Below are 16,571 nucleotides of genomic sequence, written 5' to 3' on the forward strand. Positions count from 1 at the left end.
GTTCCTGGGCTCGGTGCGGCCGGTCCCGGCCGGTGGTGCGGCTGCGGAAGGTCAAGGCAGGAAGCGCAGCCGGCCGTTCGCGGCGAACTGCTCGCGGAGGGACACCTTGTCCGCCGCGGTCATCGGCTCGTACGACGGCTCGCCGCGACCGGCCCACCAGTACACGTCGTCGGTGGTCCGCCAGCCGTCCGCCTGCATCTCCTTCTTGCGGAGCTTGTTCGAGCCGGTCGTGGGCAGCCGGTGCGACACGCGGATGTAGCGCGGCGCGCCCTTGGCGCCCAGATCTTCCTGCGCCGTGAGGAAATCCGGTAGGCCGAGGCCCTCGAAGCTCATCCGCTCGGGAATCTCGACGGCCGCCATCACCTGGTCCCCCGAGCGCGGGTCCGGCACCGCGAAGACACCGGCGGCGACGACATCGGGGTGGCGGCGCAGGATCCGCTCGGTCAGCAGCGCGGAGATGTTCTCGCCGTCCACCCGGATCCAGTCGCCCGAGCGGCCGGCGAAGTAGAAGTAGCCCGCCGGATCGACGTACCCGAGGTCGCCCGTCCAGTACCAGCCGTGGCGCACCCGCTCGGCGTTGGCAGCCGGATTCTTGTAGTAGCCCTCGAACTTCGCGGCGCCCTCGGTGTTGACGATCTCGCCGATGGCGAGCTCGGCGTTGAGCACCCGGCCGTGCTCGTCCAGCTTCGCGGGCGGGCACGTCTCGCGGGTCTCCGGGTTGACGACCCGGACACCGGCGTGCGCGGGCACCCCGAGCGCTGCGGGCGGCCCGTCCGGGGCCTGGTTGATCATCCCGGCGCCTTCGCTGGACCCGTAGCCCTCGTACAGCGTCGCCGCGAAGCGGCGCTTGAACTCGGCCTGGTCCTCCGGCGACGCCTCGGTGCCGAAGCCGTGCGTCAGCGTGTTGTCGGCGTCGTCCGGTCGTTCCGGCTGGCCGAGGATGTAGCCGAGCGCCTTGCCGACGTAGGTGAAATACGTTGCGCCGTAATGGCGAACGTCGGCGAGGAAGCCCGACGCGGTGAACTTCGGCGTGAGCACGACGCACGCCCCCGCGAGCAGGGCGGGCGCCCAGAGGGCCATCAGCGCGTTGCCGTGGAACAGCGGCATGCAGCAGTAGCAGACGTCGTCGCGGCCGATGCGGTACTTCGCGGTGTTCTGGTACGCCAGCCCGACGAGCCGGCCCTGGGAGCAGATCGCGGCCTTCGACGCGCCGGTGGTCCCGGAGGTGAACAGCAGCAGCATCCGGGTCGCGGCCGTGACCGACGGGTCCTTGGCCGGCTCGGGCCGGTTCGGGAGCTGCTCGGCGTACTCCGCCGAATCCACCAGCAGGAAGCGATCCCGCGCCACGCCGATGTCGAGGCCGTCGAGGATCTCCAGCCCCGCCGCGTCGGTCACCACCAGCTGGAGGTCGGTGTTGCGCACCTCCTCCTCCAGGTAGGCGCCGCGGCGGGTGGGGTTGATGCCCACCACCGTCGCGCCGCTGAGCGCTGCGGCGCCCAGCCAGAGGATGAACTCCGGGACGTTGTCCAGGAGGATCCCGACGTGGAACGGCCGGTCATCGTCGCGCAACCGCCGCAGCAGGCCGGCGCGGGCGGCGCTGTCCCGGACGACCTCGTCCCAGGTCCAGGTCCGCTCCCGGGAACGGAGCCCCGGCCGGTGGTCGCCGAGGCGGTCGAGCAGCAGGTCGGCGATGGTCTCTCGTCGTTGGCTCATCGGTCCTCGCCGCTTCAGGAGACGTACCCGGCATCGGTGCCCCAGGTCTCGGAGCGCGTGGTGCTCCGGTCGACCAGGACACAGCGCGTGCCGGTGAAATTCGTTGGCATGCAACGGTTGTTGTGGTTGCACAGCGACCGGACGCCCGCGTCGGCCTCGATCCGGTTCACCAGGTCGGGCTCGCGGAGCAGGGCGCGCGCCATCGCCACGAACTCGAAGCCCCCGGCCATCGCCCGGTCCATGATCTCCCGGTTCGTGATGCCGCCGAGCAGGATCATCGGCAGCTTGACGGCGGCCCGGATCTGGCGGGCATCCTCCAGCAGGTAGCCGTCCCGGTAGGGATACTCCCGAAGCACCTTGTTCCCGACCAGCTTGACGCCGAGCTTGATGGGCTGGGGCATGACATCGGCGAACGCCTCCAGCGGCGCGTCGCCCTTGAACAGGTACATGGGGTTGCTCAGCGAGCTGCCCGCGGTCATCTCCAGGGCGTCGACGGTGCCGTCGGACTCCAGCCAGCGGGTCACCGCGATCGCCTCGTCGAGCCAGAAGCCGCCCGGCACGCCGTCGTCCATGTTCATCTTGGCGATGATCGCGATCCGGCCGTCCACGGCCTCGCGGACCGCCGTCATGATCTCCCGCGCGAACCGCGCCCGGTTCTCCAGGCTCCCGCCGTAGGAATCGGTGCGGTGGTTGATCTTCGGGCTCAGGAAGGAGCTGGCCAGGTAGTTGTGGCCCAGGTGCACCTCGACCGCGTCGAAGCCCGCCTCGATGGCCATGCGCGCCGCCCGGGCGTGATCCTGGACGATGCGGCGCAGGTCGTCCCGCGTGGCTTCCTTGGCGAAGCTGAGCGTGGTCTTGTGGAAGTGCCGGCTCGGCGAGAGAGCGGGCGCACCGTTGCCCTTGGGGTTGGCGACCGGGCCGGCGTGCCCGATCTGCGCCGACGCGGCGGCGCCCTCGGCGTGGACCGCGGCGGTTAGCTTCTGCAGGCCCGGCAGCGATTCCGGCGTCCACAGGACCTGGTGCCGGTCGGTACGCCCTTCGGGAGACACCGCGCAGTAGGCGACCGTGGTCATGCCCACGCCGCCGGCCGCGTGCCGGACGTGGAAGTCGACGAGATCCCGGGTGACCCTGCCCTGGTGGCTGAGACCTTCGTAGGTGGCGGCCTTGATGGTCCGGTTCCGGAGGGTCAGGGGGCCGATCCTGCCGGGGCTGAAGACGTCCGGGACGGTCCTGTCGGTGGTGGTCACGAAAGCTCCTGTTCGGTTTCTGCGCGGACGGTAGGTCGCCGGGGCGGTCCCGCACCCCGGCGATCCCGCTCATCGGGAGGGCCGGGTCAGCCGAAGAACGCCTGGCCGCCGTCCAGCGGCACGGTGGCCCCGGTCAGGTAGCGCAGGTCCGGGCCGACCAGGGCGACGACCGCGCGTCCGATGTCCGCCTCGCACTCGCCGATGCGGCCGAGCGGGATGGACTTGACGAACTCGGCGGCCTCCTCCGGATTGCTCGCCACCCATGACTCCAGCCCCGGGGACAGGGCGTGGGGCGCGATGGAGTTCGCGCGGATCCCGTCGCGTCCCCACTCCGCCGCCGCGGTCCGGGTGAGCGAGCGCAGGGCCTGCTTCGCCGCGGCGTACGCGCCGTAGGTCGTGGGGTCCCAGCGGACCATCGCGGAGGTGACGAGGTTGACGATGGAACCGCCGCCGCGGGCCTTCAGGTGCGGGTGGCAGGCCTTCATGAAGGCGAAGGCGGCGAACGGCGCGGTCCGGAAGCCCCGCTGGAAGTCGTCGTCGCTCATCGACAGCAGCGGCCCGTAGCTGCCGGTGTAGGCGTTGTTGACCAGCACGTCGACGCCGCCCAGCGCGCCGACGACCTGCTCCACCAGCGGCGGGATGGCGGCGGTGTCCGCCACGTCGACCGTGAACGGCACGGCCTCGGCGCCGCGTTCGCGGATCAGCTCGCAGGTGGCGCTCAGCTTCGCCTCGGTGCGGCCGACCACGGCCACGGACGCGCCCTCCCCGGCCAGCGCGAGCGCGATGCCCTGCCCGACGCCCTGCCCTGCCCCGGTGACCAGTGCGACCTTGCCCTGCAAGATGCCCATGCGGCGACTCCCAGATCGACGTGTGCTGCGCCTGTCCCGCAACAGTGGGGCGGATCGCGGCGCCGCCGAGCGGACCGTCCCGCTCAGCGGGAAGACGGGCGAGCGCACGTCCCGATAAACGGAAACCTGCGCCTGTTGTCCGCACCGGGTGCCGCACGATTTGATGCGCTCAACGTCCCGGCCAGCAGCTGGAGGAACGCCCACGCATGAGCACGACTGAACCTGCTGCCGTCATGACCGCCCTGACCAGCCCTGGCGGCGCTTTCGAACTCGCCGAAGAAGACGTGCTCGGCACGCGGCTGCCGGTGTTCAAGAACCGGGCCGGGTCGCTCGCCGAGATCCTCGCCGGATCCACCGCGCACGGCGACCGCGACTACATCGTCACCGCCGACCGGCGGATCTCCTTCCGCGAGCACGCCGAGCAGGTCGCCGCGCTGGCCGCCGCCCTGCGCGAGGAGTACGGCGTCGGCAAGGGCGACCGGGTCGCGATCGCCGCTGCCAACACGCCGGAATGGATCCTCGCGTTCTGGGCCACGATGGCCGTGGGCGGCATCGCCGTCGGGTTCAACGCCTGGTGGTCGGCCCGCGAGCTGGACCACGGCGTCGGGCTCGTCGAGCCGCGCGTGATCGTCGCCGACACCAAGCGCGCCGCCTTGCTGGAGAACGGCTCGGTGCCGCTGCTGCGCATGGAGCGGCAGGTCGGCGACCTGGTCCGGCGGTACGCGGGCGCGCCGCTGCCCACCGTGGACGTGGCCGAGGACGACCCCGCGATCGTCCTGTTCACCAGCGGGACGTCCGGCCGCCCCAAGGGAGCCGTCCACTCGCACCGCAACGTGTGCTCGGTCGTCGAGTACCACCGCATGAACGATGCCCTCGCCGCAGCGCTGAGCGACCCGGTCGCCCCGCAGGACCGGCGATACCTGTTGGCGCTGCCCCTGTTCCACATCGCCAGCCTGCACAACCTGGCGGTGCCGAGGCTCGCGACCGGCAGCACCGTCGTCATGCACCAGGGCGCTTTCGACATGGACGAGGTGCTCGGCCTGGTGGCGCGGGAGCGGGTGACCAACTGGGGCGCGGTGCCGACCCAGGCCCACCGGTTGCTGGAGCACGGCGACGTGTCGAAGTACGACCTCTCGGCCCTCACCGCGTTCTCCCTCGCCTCCGCGCCGTCGTCCACGGCGTTCAAGCAGCGCCTGCGCGAGAAGCTCCCCTTCGCGGAGAAGTCCCTTGTGGACAGCTACGGGATGACCGAGACCTGCACGGCGCTCACGGCCGCGAGCCCGGCGGATCTCGCCGAGACGCCGGGCACCCTCGGCCGGCCGATCGCGGGCGTCCAGCTCGAGATCCGCGACCCGCTCGGAATCCCCTTGCCGGACGGCGAAGAGGGCGAGGTGTGCGTCCGCAGCGCCTACAACATGCTCGGCTACTGGAACGACCCGCAGGCGACGAGCAACACCATCCGGGAAGACCGGTGGCTGCACACCGGCGACATCGGGGTGGTCGAGCGGGGCAGGCTCCGGCTCAGCAGCCGGCGCTCGGACCTGATCATCCGCGGCGGGGAGAACGTCTACCCGGCGGAGGTCGAGGGCGTTCTCGCCGAGCACCCGGAGGTCCAGGAGTGCGCCGTGCTGGGCGTGCCGCACGCCGACCTCGGCCAGGAGGTGTTCGCGGTGGTGGTCACCGCGCCCGGCAGCGGGCTCACCGAGGAGCAGCTGCGCGACTACGCCCGGGACCAGCTGGCCTACTTCAAGGTGCCGTCGCAGTGGCGGATCACCCACGACCGGCTGCCGCGCAACGCCACGGGCAAGGTGATCCGGACAGCGGTCCGCAACGACATCTAGTGCCCGCCGGGGACGTCGGCGTCGTCTCGAGGTTGCGCCGCCGCCCTGATCAACGACCGCTTACAACGCGAGCATCGCCGCGGCGACCTCATCGGCGGCTGCGGCGGGGATCGCGGTCGCGGCCTGTTCGAGCACGAGCAGCCGCGCGCCGGGGATCTCGCGCGCGAGCGCCTCGCCGTTGCCGACCGGGAAGAACATGTCGTGGCGACCGTGCACCACGAGCGCCGGAATCGCGAGCTCGGGCAGGCGCTCGCGCCAGCGCGGCTTGCAGTCGAGCTTGGAGAACACCATGCCCATCTGGTTGGCCAGCTGGACCGCGGGCTCCGTGCCCGGCGTGCGGTCGAAGACGCGCTCGGCGGTCGCGCGTGCCGCGGCGGGGTCGTTGCCGAGGACCTCCGCGCCGGCGGCGGCGAACTCCGCCACGGCGGCGCGGTCGGACCAGTCGGGCATCGGGATCGCGAACAACCGCTTCATCGTCGCCGCGTCGTGGTCGGGCAGGTCGTCGTCGACCGGGCCCGGTGCGACGGGCCGCGTCCCGGCGAGGGTGAGCGCCGAGAACGCGTCCGGGTGGTCGAGCGCGGCGACCTGGGCGACCATCCCGTCGACGCCGATGCCGGCCAGGTGCGCCGGCCGGTCGTCGAGCCCGCGGGCGAGCGCGGCGGCGTCGGCGGCGAGGTCGCGCAGCGTGTACGCCGGGGCCTCGGGGTCGGCGGTCGTCGACGCGCCGGAGTCGCGCAGGTCGTAACGCACGACGTGACGTCCGCCGCGAGCGAGCGCCTCGCAGAGTGCGTCGGGCCAGGAGAGCATGGTCGTGCCGCCCGCGAGCAGCACGAGGGGCGCCGACGCATCGCCGAAGTGCTCGACGCCGAGCGTGACTCCGTCGGGCGTGTGGACCGTCGAATGCATCGTCAACCTCCGGAACAGCTGCGTGACCGCGGCACACGTTACGCGCGAAACATCGTCCGCAGCCTCGATATCAGGGATCCGGCCAGAGCGCAGTTCCGCGCCGCGACCGGTCGCTGCGACGCGCGAACGAACGCCTGCCGAGATGGGCGATCAGGCGGACGCGGACGTTCCTCGGTACGGCGCCGAACCGGCGACTCGCGAAGCCCCCGGCCGTTCCGCTCCGGCCGGACGACCGGGGTCTCCGGGGCTCGCGCGCTGATCGTCCGACGACGCCTGGCGTCGTCCCGGGGTTCAGTTCGGCCGGCCGGTGCGAGCGTCGAGGGCGAAAGTACTGGTGAGGAGCTCGGATAGCATGCGTGCGTCCGCGCTGAACGCGATGTGCGCGTTGGGTTCCTGCGGCGTGTCCAGGCGGGTGTCGATGACCGTTCGGCCGATGGTGAGCGAGCTGGTCGTGTCCACGGCGACGGGCAGGTGCCGTGTCGTGACGATCTCGGGCCGCACGAGGTAGGCCGTGCAGAGCACGTCGTGCACCGGTGCCGCGTGCTCGGTCGTCATCGCCGTCGCGTAGGCGTCGATCCGGCGCCTGATGATCCGGGCAGCCGCGATTCCTGCTGGGGTCGCAAGCTTTTCGAGCGCGTCGCAGTCCTCCAGCGTGATCAACGCTTGATGGGTCGCGTCCAGCGTCACGAGGGTGAGGCGATCGAAGCCGGCCGAGAGGACGATGGCCGCCGCTTCGGGGTCGGCCCAGACGTTGAACTCGGCGGACGCGGTCACGTTGGTGACACCGTGGCCACCGCCCATGACGACCAACTCGTCGACGGCTTCGGTCAAAGACGGGTCGATCGCGAGCGCAGTGGCGATGTTGCTCAACGGGCCGACCGGGACCAAGGTGATCCGCTCGGTGGTCGATCGCAGGGTTTCCACCAGGTACTCGACGGCTCCGGTGTCCCGAACCTTGCTGTGCGGGGCCGGAATTGGCAGCTCGCTGCCGTGCGGGTCCTGATCGGTGTCCCGTTCGAAGTGCCTCCCCCCGGGGAAACCCCGGCGGGCAACGGGCCTCGACAGGCCTGCGAAGACCGGGATGTCCGGCCGCCCGATCCAGTCCACGACCCGCAGCGTGTTGTCCACGGTGTTCTCCAGCGGCACATTGCCGTTGACCGTGGTTATGCCTATCAGATCGAGATCGGGGTGCAGCGCGGCGAACATGATGGCGACGGCATCGTCCGTGCCGGTGTCGACATCGAGGATGATCCTGCGGCCCATGAGTTAAATCCCTTCGACTCCGGTTCGACCGAGCAGTCGAACCGGAGTCCAGTAGATCAAGAACGGGAAACGGTGCCGATCACGCCTCTCGACGCAAGCACCGGGCACCCGCGAGCTGCTCTTGGCGGAGCTCGACCGCCGCGCCAAGCTCGCCGAGCTCTGCATGAACCACGCGCTCGAACAGCAGTGCTGGGACTTCGTGCGGCGGCACCGTCGCGAAGTGCTCGTCGTCCGAGCAGAGACCAGTCGGCGCCTGAACGCCCTCGAGGACTCCCACGGCCACGTGGCGTCACACCTCGCTCCCCGGCATCACACGCGGACCACCGTTTTCGCTGGACACAGCGCCGATCAGCGACTTGATCGGTCAAGTTCAACCTTGAACGAACCCGGCTTGAATGCGCGTCGGAACACGTCTAGAAATGACGGCACGCCATGGTGGATCGCCTGCCCGAGCGGGAGTCCGATCGGGCGGCTTTTTCCCACCCTTTTCCTGGTGGTTTCCGGAGGGCTATGACCGAGCCACATGATGCCGATGAGTTCGCGGTGGTCGATCGCGAGCTTCTGGACGCGGTGTGGTCGTTGAACGAGGCGGTCCCCTGGTCGTTCGGCCTCGCCCATGACGAGCCGACCTGGGCGGCCGGCCTGGGCGCCCTGCTGGGCCTGCCCGACGCGGCCCACGACGACCTCCGCGCCCGATTCATCGAGCTCATCCGCCCGCTGATCGCGATCATCCGCTCTTCCCCGGCCGGGAAGGTCTTCGGGCACGAACAGCGCTACACCACGGCGACCGGGAACGAGCGGCTGCTCCGTTCCCGCGCCCGCTTGGTCGGGGACACCCGCACCGGTCGCCTGCTCGGGATCACCACCGATGTCACGCAGGCGCGGGAGGACCGGCGGGCAATGTCCGACCTGGCCGCCCGTTACCGGGTCTTCGTCGAGCACAGCCCGGACGCGATCTGGGTCCACCAAGATCAGAAGGCCGTCTACGCCAACCCCGCTACCGTCCGCATGCTCGCGGCCGAGTCCAGCGCGCAGATCGTCGGCCGCCCGATCGTCGACCTCGTCGCCGGGCACTCGCTGCCGGGCGTTCAGGCGCGGCTCGCGGCGCTGACCACCCCGGGAACGGCCACGATGCCGGCCGAGGTCGAGATGCGGTGTTTCGACGGCAGCATCATCCCGGTCGAATCAGTGGCCGTGCGAATCAACTGGGCGGGCCGCCCCGCGTTCCAGATCATCCAACGGGACGTCACGGCCCACCAACCGGCCGAGGTGGTGCTGCACCACCAGGCCGCACTGGTCCAGCACGTCAGCGACGCGATCATCGCCACCACCCGGGACGGGATGGTGACCAGCTGGAACCGGGCAGCAGCGGCCATCTACGGGCTGTCCGCCGAGCAGGCCATCGGCCGGCACATCGGCGCGGTGGTCGGCGCGCCGCTGGATCCCGCGGCGCTGCTCGACGCCGGCGGCATCACCGAAGCGCGACACCTGCGCGCCGACGGATCCGCATTGGCCATCCGCGTCTCCGCCGCGGAGATGCCGTCCGGTTTCGTCCTGGTGTGCGCCGACGAGACAGCGAGCCGACGGGCCGAGCAGGACTACGCCACCGTCGTGAACGCGCTGGACGAAGGAGTGATCGTGACCGACGCCAAGGGGCTCGTCCTGTCCGCGAACCCCGCGGCGGCGCACATTCTCGGCACCACCCGGGAGGAGGTGGTGGGCTCGGACCTCGGGGACTGGCCGCTGTTCGACGAGACCGGGGCGCCGATCCCGCTGGACGCTCGCCCGTCGACGCAAACCCAACGCACCGGAGCCCCGCAGAACGCCCGGGTGATCGGCGCCCGCCGAGGCGATGGACGCAGCGTGTGGCTCGCGGTGACCTCGCGATCGCTCACGCTGGACAACGACGCGCCGCACCCGATCGTCCTCTCGTTCACCGACATCACCGAATCCCGGGCAATCCGGGAGCGGCTGGAGCGGGAGGCCACGCACGACCCGCTGACCGGCCTGGCCAACCGCACCCTGGTGCTCCGGCACCTCGATTCCGCGTTGCGATCCGCCCACCCCGTCGGGGTGCTGTTCATCGACCTGGACGAGTTCAAGGTCATCAACGACTCGCTGGGGCACGGTGTCGGCGACGAGGTGCTGCGCGTCGTGGGCGAGCGGCTGCAGCAGCTGGTGGGCGAGGGCGAAGTGGTCGGCCGGCTCGGTGGTGACGAGTTCGTCGTCATCGCTCGCGCCGAGGACGATCGCAGGAAGCTCCGTTTGCTCGCCGAAGAGCTGCGCCGGAATCTCGCCGATCCGATCAGCGTGGAGGGCCGGAAGCTGCGCGTCGATGCCAGCATCGGGATCGTGCTGGCGCCGTCCGATGATCCGAGGACGGCCGCGGATGCGCTCCGCGACGCCGATGTGGCCATGTACCACGCCAAAACGCTCGGCCGCGGCCGGACCGCGTTCTTCGACGTGCGACTGCGCGAACGCATGCAGCGCCACCTCCTCCTGCAGCAAGACCTCCGCGAAGCGGCGCAGAAGGACCAGCTCTGGATGGCCTACCAGCCCATCATCGATCTGGGCACCGGACGGACTGTCGCCGTGGAAGGACTGCTGCGGTGGACGCACCCGTTGTACGGCACGGTGTCGCCCGCGGAGTTCATCCCGCTGGCCGAGGAAAGCGACGTCATCCACGGAATCGGAGCCCACATGCTGCGCATGGCCAGCCGTGAACTAGCGGCCTACCGCGCCCGGCGCCAGCTCGATCTCCGGCTCAAGGTGAACCTCTCCGCACGACAGCTCGAGGACCCCTACCTGCACAACGACGTGCACGAAGCCCTCGCCGAAGCGGGGCTTCCGGCCGGCTCCGTCTGCTTGGAAGTCACCGAAAGCGCCCTCATGCACGACCCGACGGCGGCGGCGCAGGTGCTCAGCAACCTGCGCCGACTCGGGGTGAGGCTGGCGATCGACGATTTCGGGACGGGCTACTCCTCACTCGCCCAGCTCCAACGACTCCCCCTGGACACGCTCAAGATCGACCGCTCGTTCATCACCGGGGTGGACGAGAATCCCGACGCCGAAGCGATCGTCAGCAGCATCATCGCCTTGGCGCACGCGGTAAAGCTCACGGTGGTGGCCGAAGGCGTCGAAACGGCGGGGCAACTGGACCTCCTCCGCCGCCTCGGGTGCGACCAAGCCCAAGGCTTCTACATCGGCAGACCGACGCCCGCCGACCAACTCGCCTAAAACCACTGGCCGTCGTCACCGGCATACGAACCCCACCATCGAAGAACTCCGCGCTGGAGCCACTCCGCCAACCCCGGGCAGCCCGCCGCACCTCTTCGAGCAAAGTCCACTAGGGACGAATATTTCCCCACCCTCGACGTCAGAACCACCGTGGCAGCGCGCAAACCGGGCGAGAGCAAGCGCGAAATCGGCACTCCGTATGAGAGCGGGGCGGCGATCTCGCGCGAAATCGCCGCCCCGCGCTCCAGGCGGCCGTACCTCGCACGTGCCCGCACCGGTCGGGAGCCCCTCCGGTTCGGGTCAGCGTGGTCGCGGCAGGTGCTTCGCGATGAACAGGCCGTCCGCCGACACGCAGACCTCGCCCCGGGCCGTGATCGCGCCCCTCGTGCGGATCTTGCGCCCGTCGACCGCGATCTGCTCGCCGGTGACGGTCAGCTGCTCAAACAACGGGGTCGGCCGGTGGTAGCGCAGCGTGAGCTCCGCCGTCATCCCCGACTGCCCCGCCCAGTGGTTCGCGACGCCGAGGGTGTGGTCGAGCAGGAGCGCCGAGATCCCGCCGTGCACGTGCCCGGGCGGCCCCTGGTACGGCAGGCCCAGCGCCACCACTCCCTCGACCGAGCCGTCGTCCTTCCCGGTCAGGTGCAGCGGCGGCGCGATCGTGTTCTCGGGGCCGGTCACGGGGTCGTGGCGGGTGATGCCCTCCCCCGACCACATGTCCACCATCCGCTGGTCCATCGCGGGCGCGTGCTCATCGAGGTGGTCCGCGACGGCGTTGAGCCGGTCCGCGACCTCCTTCATCTCCGCCGCCGACCCGTCCCCGGCGTGCAGCAGCGACGCGATCACCCGGCGGGCCGCCGACACCGCGGCGTCGACGCCCTCGTTGTGCGAGATGGCGGTCAGCTCCAGCGGCTGTTCCCGGGCGGCGGTCACGACGTCACCTCCGCGGTGGCGTGGGTCAGCACCGGCGCGTCGCCGCGCTCGGGACACGTCGAGCGCAGCACCAACTGCCCGCCGTCGCGCCACACCTCGGTCCGGATGGTCTCCCCGGGCAGCAGCGAGCCGGCGAACCGCACCTCGAACGCGCGCAGCCGGGCGGCATCGCCGTCGAGCAGCCCGTCGACGATCGCCTTGGCGACCAGCCCGTAGGAGGCCAGGCCGTGCAGGATGGGCCGGTCGAAACCGGCCGCCCTGGCGAAGCCGGGATCGGCGTGGAGCGGATTCATGTCGCCGTTGAGCCGGTAGATCAGCGCCTGGGCGGGCGTCGTGGGCGACTCCAGCACGGCATCCGGTTCGCGCTCCGGCAGTTCGGCGGCGACGTCCGGTCCCGGTTCTCCGCCGAACCCGCCCTCGCCGCGCGCCCAGATCTGCATGGTCGTCGTCCACAGCGCCGCGCCGGCGCCGTCCGCCGCGGTCGCTTCGAGCACGATCACCGCCGCCTTGCCCTTGTCCCACACGTCCGCGACGCGACTGGTGACGGTGGCCGTGCCGGACGCGGGCAGCGACCGGTGCACGCGGAGCGCCTGGCCCGCGTGCAGGATCTTGCGGAGGTCGATGTCGATCCCGGGCAGTTCCAGGCCCGGCGCGGCGCGGTCGCCGGTGGAAATCCCCTGCCCCGCCACCATCGCGAAGGTCGGCAGCACCTGGAGGCCGTCCTCGTAGGTGTAGGGCAGCTCCGGCTCGGTGTCGGCGCGGGCGCCGGCGCCGAGCGAGAGGTGGTAGAGCAGCACGTCCCGCCGCGTCCACGCGATCTCGCGGGTCGCGGGCCGGGCGTTCAGCGCCTCGTCGAGGTCGATCGCCATTCTTGCGTTTCTCCTGTGTGCGTCGAGCCGGTCTTGATCCCAGTTTTTGATCTTCGCCTTTGAAACGGCGCCAGCCGCTTGGCCCACCCTCGCAATTCGCACCGCCGCGGGTTCTCAGACGTCTTCTCGTGAGGACAGCCCCGATGCCGCGTATTGGTCCATACGTAAGTCGGGGATCCCACAGCGAGAAGGCGTCTGAGGTTCCGCCACCCGCGCCGCCACGCAGAACGAGTTCGGAGACAGGCACTTCAGGACTTGGGTCGGGGCTCGGGGTCGCGTGGGAGCCCCAGCAGCCGCTCGCCGACGATGTTGAGCTGGACCTCGGTGGTGCCGCCCGCGATCGACAGACACCGGGTGTTGAGGAACTTCCAGGTCGCGCCGGGGGAATCCGCGGACGGCCGCTGGCCGTTGAGCAGCGCCGCCGGCCCCTGCCACTCCATCGCGGTCTCCCACACCTGCTGGATGTGCTCCACGCCGAGGAGTTTGGCGATGGACGACTCCGATCCCGGCTGCTGGCCGCTCAGTGAGCGGATCGTCTGGCGGAGGCCGAGCAACGCGCCCGCCTGGGCGTCGGAGAGGATCTGCCCCAGCACGGCGAGGCGGTGGTCGTCGGCTTCCGCGGCCGCCAGTTCGAGCAGCGCTTCGCCGCCCGAGCCCAGCGACGAGTCGTGCGAGAGCGCGACGCGCTCGTTGGCCAGGGTGGTGCGGGCGAGCTTCCAGCCGTCGCCGGGCTCGGCGACCAGCATGTCGTCGGGCACGAAGACGTCGTCCAGGAACACCTCGTTGAACAGGGCGTCGCCGGTCAGCTCGCGCAGCGGCCTGATGGTGATGCCCGGGGCGTCCATGTGCAGCAGGAAGTACGACAGTCCCTTGTGCTTGGCCGCGTTCGGGTCGGTCCGGGCGAGGAGGATGCCGTAGTGCGCCTCGCGGGCCATGGAGGTCCACACCTTCTGGCCGTTGATCTTCCAGCCGCCGTCGACCTTCTCCGCCTTGGTGGACAGGCCGGCCAGGTCGGATCCCGCGCCCGGCTCGGAGAACAGCTGGCACCAGGTGATGTCCCCGCGGAGCGTCGCCGGGAGGAACCGGCGCTGCTGCTCCTCGTCGCCGTGCTGGATCAGGGTGGGCACCACCCAGTTCCCGATCACCATGTCGTGCGCGCGCACCTGCGCGGCCCGCATCTCCTCCGCGATGGTGAGCTGCTCGACGGCGTCGGCGCCCCGGCCCCACGGCTTCGGCAGGTGTGGCGCGGTGTAGCCGTGCTCGGCGAGGTAGCCGATGCGCTCCTCGCCCTGCAATGCGGCCGCCTCGGCGAGTTCCGCGCGCACCACCGCCCGGATCTCCTCCGCCTCCGGCGGCAGGTCCACCGAAACCTCGCGACGGGTGCCGTCCAGCGCCAGGCGCGCCACCCGCTGGTGCCAGTGGCCGGTCGCCCCCAGCAGCAGCCGCGACGTCTGAGCGCGGCGCAGGTGGAGACCGGCGTCGTGCTCCCAGGTGAACCCGATGCCGCCGAGCACCTGGATGCAGTCCTTCGCGGTGCTGAACCCGGCCTCGATGCCGGTGGCTCCCGCGACGGCGACGGCCAGCTCCACCTCGCCGGCGGCGTCCTGCGCGTCTTGCGCGCGGGCGGCGTCCCAGGCGCAGGCCCGGGCGGCTTCGGTGCGGGCCAGCATGCGGGCGCAGCGGTGCTTGACGCCCTGGAACTGCCCGATCGGCCGGCCGAACTGCTCCCGCACCCGGGCGTACTCGGCGGCGGTCGTGGTGCACCAGTCGGCGATGCCGCACGCCTCCGCCGCGAAGAGCGTGGCGGCGAGGTCGTGCGGCCGGTGCGGCGCGATGTCGAGGACGTCCTCGGCGGGCACCTGCGCGTGGGAGATCGCGACCTCGGCGAGCCGCCTGGTGAGGTCGTGGCTGGGCACCTCGGCGACCTCGGCCACGGAGCGGGGCAGCACCACCCACGCCTGCTCCCCCTCCAGCGCGACGCGGAGGACGAGCACGTCCGCGAGGTGCGCGCCGAGCACCGGCTTGGCGGTCCCGGAGACGAGGATGCCGCCGTCCGCGGTGCGCTCGGCGGTGAACCCGTCGCCGAGGGCGAGCGCGCCGGTCGCCGTTCCGTCCGCGAGCGCCGGGAGGTGCGCGTGGTGCCCCGCCTCGCGCAGCACCGCGCTGGTGAGCGCGGTCGGCAGGAAGGGACCGGGCGCCAGGCAGCGGCCGAGTTCTTCGAGGACGACCGCGAGTTCGAGCAGCCCGTAACCGGCGCCGCCGTCGGCCTCCGGCAGGTGCAACCCGAGCAGGCCCTGCGCGGCCAGCTGCTTCCAGAAGGGCGGCAGCTGCTCCGCGTCGGCATCGACCGCTGCGCGCACCTCGGTCTCGGTGATGTGGCGGCCGGCGAAGGCCCGCACGGAGTCCCGCAGGTCGCGGTGCTCCTCGCTCAACCCCAGAGTTCCCTGTGTCATCTCAGATCCGTTCGACGATGGTGGCCGTGGCGTGCGCGCCGCCGGCGCACATGGTGATCAGCGCGGTGGAGCGGTCGCTGCGTTCGAGTTCGTGGACGGCCTGGGTGATCAGCCGGGCGCCCGTGGAGCCGACGGCGTGCCCGAGCGCGATCGCGCCGCCGTTGACGTTGACCTTGTCCATGTCGGCCCGGTGCACCTGCGCCCACGACAGCACGACGGACGCGAAGGCCTCGTTGATCTCCACCAGGTCGATGTCGCCGAGCGCCATGCCCGCCTTCTCCAGCACGTGCGCCGTGGCGTGCACGGGGCCGTCGAGGTGGTAGTACGGGTCGGAGCCCACCATCCCGGAGGCGACGATCCGCACCCGCGGCCGCAGGCCCTCCGCCTCGGCCCGCTCCCGGCTCATCAGCAGCACCGCCGCCGCCCCGTCGCTGATCTGCGAGGAGTTGCCCGCGGTGTGGATGCCGTCGGTGATCACCGGCTTGAGCTTGGCGAGGCCCTCGGCCGTGGTCTCGCGCAGCCCCTGGTCCCGGTTCACCAGGGCGGTTTCGCCGGTGGGGCCGTCCTCGGTCAGGACCGGCGCGTCGACGGGGATGATCTGGCCGTCGAAGCGCCCCTCGGACCAGGCGACCGCCGCCTTCTGCTGGGAGGCCGCGCCGAGCGCGTCGGCGTCGGCGCGGGTGATGCCGCGGTTGCGGGCGATCCGCTCGGCGGCGGTGAACTGGTCGGGCATGTCGATCGACCAAGAGTCCGGCACTGGACTGCCGGTGCCCGGCGCCAGGGCCGAGCCGAGGAAGACGCGGCTCATCGCTTCGACGCCGCAGGCGATCCCGGTGTCGATGGCGCCGCCGGCGATCAACCCGGCGATCAGGTGCACGGCCTGCTGGGAGGAGCCGCAGGCGCAGTCGATGCTGGTGCACGCGGTGGCGTGGGGCAGGCCGGCGTGCAGCCAGGCGTTCCGGGTGACGTTGTTGGACTGCTCCCCCACCTGCGTCACGCAGCCGCCGACGACCTGGCCGACCTTCGCCGGGGCCAGGCCGGCCCGGTCGAGCACGCCCCGCTGGGCGAGGCCGAGGAGTTCGGCGGGATGCAGCCCGGACAGGGCTCCGTAGCGCTTGCCGACCGGCGTGCGACCGGCCTCGACGATGACGGCCTCGGGCATCTGGCTTCTCCATCCGCATGCGGGACGACACGCCCCGCAGCACTAGAATTCATTATCTATCTGCATTGAAACACCCACACAACGAGCAAGAACTGATTCAGT

12 protein-coding genes are annotated in these 16,571 nt (G+C 71.2%); 2 read left to right on the forward strand and 10 right to left on the reverse strand.

What is annotated here, in order from left to right; translation table 11 throughout:
- Positions 1-51 precede the first annotated feature (51 nt).
- The 3 genes from casI to BLW84_RS16395 all read right to left on the reverse strand — a co-directional run bounded on the left by casI (position 52) and on the right by BLW84_RS16395 (position 3,808).
- Positions 52-1,713: a steroid-22-oyl-CoA synthetase gene (gene casI, locus BLW84_RS16385; RefSeq protein ID WP_093266261.1), complete on the reverse strand. Its 1,662-nt coding sequence runs from the start codon at positions 1,711-1,713 to the stop codon at positions 52-54.
- A 14-nt stretch (positions 1,714-1,727) separates the two neighbouring features.
- A complete protein-coding gene (locus BLW84_RS16390; RefSeq protein ID WP_093266262.1) occupies positions 1,728-2,960 on the reverse strand; it encodes an NADH:flavin oxidoreductase in 1,233 nt (410 codons plus the stop codon).
- Positions 2,961-3,046: 86 nt separating this feature from the next.
- Positions 3,047-3,808 (reverse strand): SDR family NAD(P)-dependent oxidoreductase, encoded by a 762-nt coding sequence (locus tag BLW84_RS16395; RefSeq protein WP_093266263.1) that lies wholly within the window; start codon positions 3,806-3,808, stop codon positions 3,047-3,049.
- A 206-nt stretch (positions 3,809-4,014) separates the two neighbouring features.
- Between BLW84_RS16395 and casG the strand changes: the two genes are divergently transcribed.
- A complete protein-coding gene (gene casG / locus BLW84_RS16400) occupies positions 4,015-5,649 on the forward strand; it encodes a steroid-24-oyl-CoA synthetase (RefSeq protein WP_093266264.1) in 1,635 nt (544 codons plus the stop codon).
- 60 nt (positions 5,650-5,709) lie between these two features.
- On the opposite strand, the gene BLW84_RS16405 is transcribed toward casG, so the two are convergent.
- The 3 genes from BLW84_RS16405 to BLW84_RS16415 form a co-directional block, all read right to left on the reverse strand.
- Positions 5,710-6,555 carry an alpha/beta fold hydrolase gene (locus BLW84_RS16405; RefSeq protein ID WP_093266266.1) on the reverse strand — a complete coding sequence of 282 codons (846 nt, stop codon included), beginning with the start codon at positions 6,553-6,555 and terminating at the stop codon, positions 5,710-5,712.
- Positions 6,556-6,846: 291 nt separating this feature from the next.
- Positions 6,847-7,818, reverse strand: a complete 972-nt coding sequence (locus BLW84_RS16410) for a nucleoside hydrolase (RefSeq protein WP_093266267.1) — start codon at positions 7,816-7,818, stop codon at positions 6,847-6,849.
- A 79-nt stretch (positions 7,819-7,897) separates the two neighbouring features.
- The gene (locus BLW84_RS16415; RefSeq protein ID WP_093266269.1) at positions 7,898-8,101 is read right to left on the reverse strand and encodes a hypothetical protein; all 204 of its coding nucleotides are present in this window, start codon (positions 8,099-8,101) and stop codon (positions 7,898-7,900) included.
- Positions 8,102-8,328: 227 nt separating this feature from the next.
- Between BLW84_RS16415 and BLW84_RS16420 the strand changes: the two genes are divergently transcribed.
- A complete protein-coding gene (locus BLW84_RS16420) occupies positions 8,329-11,055 on the forward strand; it encodes a sensor domain-containing protein (RefSeq protein ID WP_093266270.1) in 2,727 nt (908 codons plus the stop codon).
- Positions 11,056-11,355: 300 nt separating this feature from the next.
- Here the strand turns inward: BLW84_RS16420 and BLW84_RS16425 are convergent, their stop codons facing one another.
- From BLW84_RS16425 to BLW84_RS16440, 4 genes are all read right to left on the reverse strand, one after another.
- Complete coding sequence (locus BLW84_RS16425; protein WP_218157336.1) at positions 11,356-11,985, reverse strand: PaaI family thioesterase; 630 nt, start codon at positions 11,983-11,985, stop codon at positions 11,356-11,358.
- Positions 11,982-12,854, reverse strand: a complete 873-nt coding sequence (locus tag BLW84_RS16430; protein WP_093266272.1) for a MaoC/PaaZ C-terminal domain-containing protein — start codon at positions 12,852-12,854, stop codon at positions 11,982-11,984. Before BLW84_RS16430 ends, BLW84_RS16425 begins: the two co-directional genes overlap by 4 nt.
- 248 nt (positions 12,855-13,102) lie before the next feature.
- Positions 13,103-15,307, reverse strand: coding sequence for an acyl-CoA dehydrogenase family protein (locus BLW84_RS16435; protein ID WP_093266273.1), 2,205 nt, complete (start codon positions 15,305-15,307; stop codon positions 13,103-13,105).
- A gap of 1 nt (position 15,308) precedes the next feature.
- Complete coding sequence (locus BLW84_RS16440; RefSeq protein ID WP_093266275.1) at positions 15,309-16,469, reverse strand: steroid 3-ketoacyl-CoA thiolase; 1,161 nt, start codon at positions 16,467-16,469, stop codon at positions 15,309-15,311.
- Positions 16,470-16,571 lie beyond the last annotated feature (102 nt).

The organism is Saccharopolyspora shandongensis (genome assembly GCF_900106995.1).
In the GTDB taxonomy this organism is placed as follows: domain Bacteria; phylum Actinomycetota; class Actinomycetes; order Mycobacteriales; family Pseudonocardiaceae; genus Saccharopolyspora; species Saccharopolyspora shandongensis.

What these genes read in the sequence shown, in the direction of transcription:
- casG (WP_093266264.1), top strand. Translation starts at nt 4,015, where the DNA reads ATGAGCACGACTGAACCTGCTGCCGTCATGACCGCCCTGACCAGCCCT.
- BLW84_RS16410 (WP_093266267.1), bottom strand. Translation starts at nt 7,818, where the DNA reads ATGGGCCGCAGGATCATCCTCGATGTCGACACCGGCACGGACGATGCC.
- BLW84_RS16435 (WP_093266273.1), bottom strand. Translation starts at nt 15,307, where the DNA reads ATGACACAGGGAACTCTGGGGTTGAGCGAGGAGCACCGCGACCTGCGG.
- BLW84_RS16395 (WP_093266263.1), bottom strand. Translation starts at nt 3,808, where the DNA reads ATGGGCATCTTGCAGGGCAAGGTCGCACTGGTCACCGGGGCAGGGCAG.
- BLW84_RS16405 (WP_093266266.1), bottom strand. Translation starts at nt 6,555, where the DNA reads ATGCATTCGACGGTCCACACGCCCGACGGAGTCACGCTCGGCGTCGAG.
- BLW84_RS16440 (WP_093266275.1), bottom strand. Translation starts at nt 16,469, where the DNA reads ATGCCCGAGGCCGTCATCGTCGAGGCCGGTCGCACGCCGGTCGGCAAG.
- BLW84_RS16420 (WP_093266270.1), top strand. Translation starts at nt 8,329, where the DNA reads ATGACCGAGCCACATGATGCCGATGAGTTCGCGGTGGTCGATCGCGAG.
- BLW84_RS16430 (WP_093266272.1), bottom strand. Translation starts at nt 12,854, where the DNA reads ATGGCGATCGACCTCGACGAGGCGCTGAACGCCCGGCCCGCGACCCGC.
- casI (WP_093266261.1), bottom strand. Translation starts at nt 1,713, where the DNA reads ATGAGCCAACGACGAGAGACCATCGCCGACCTGCTGCTCGACCGCCTC.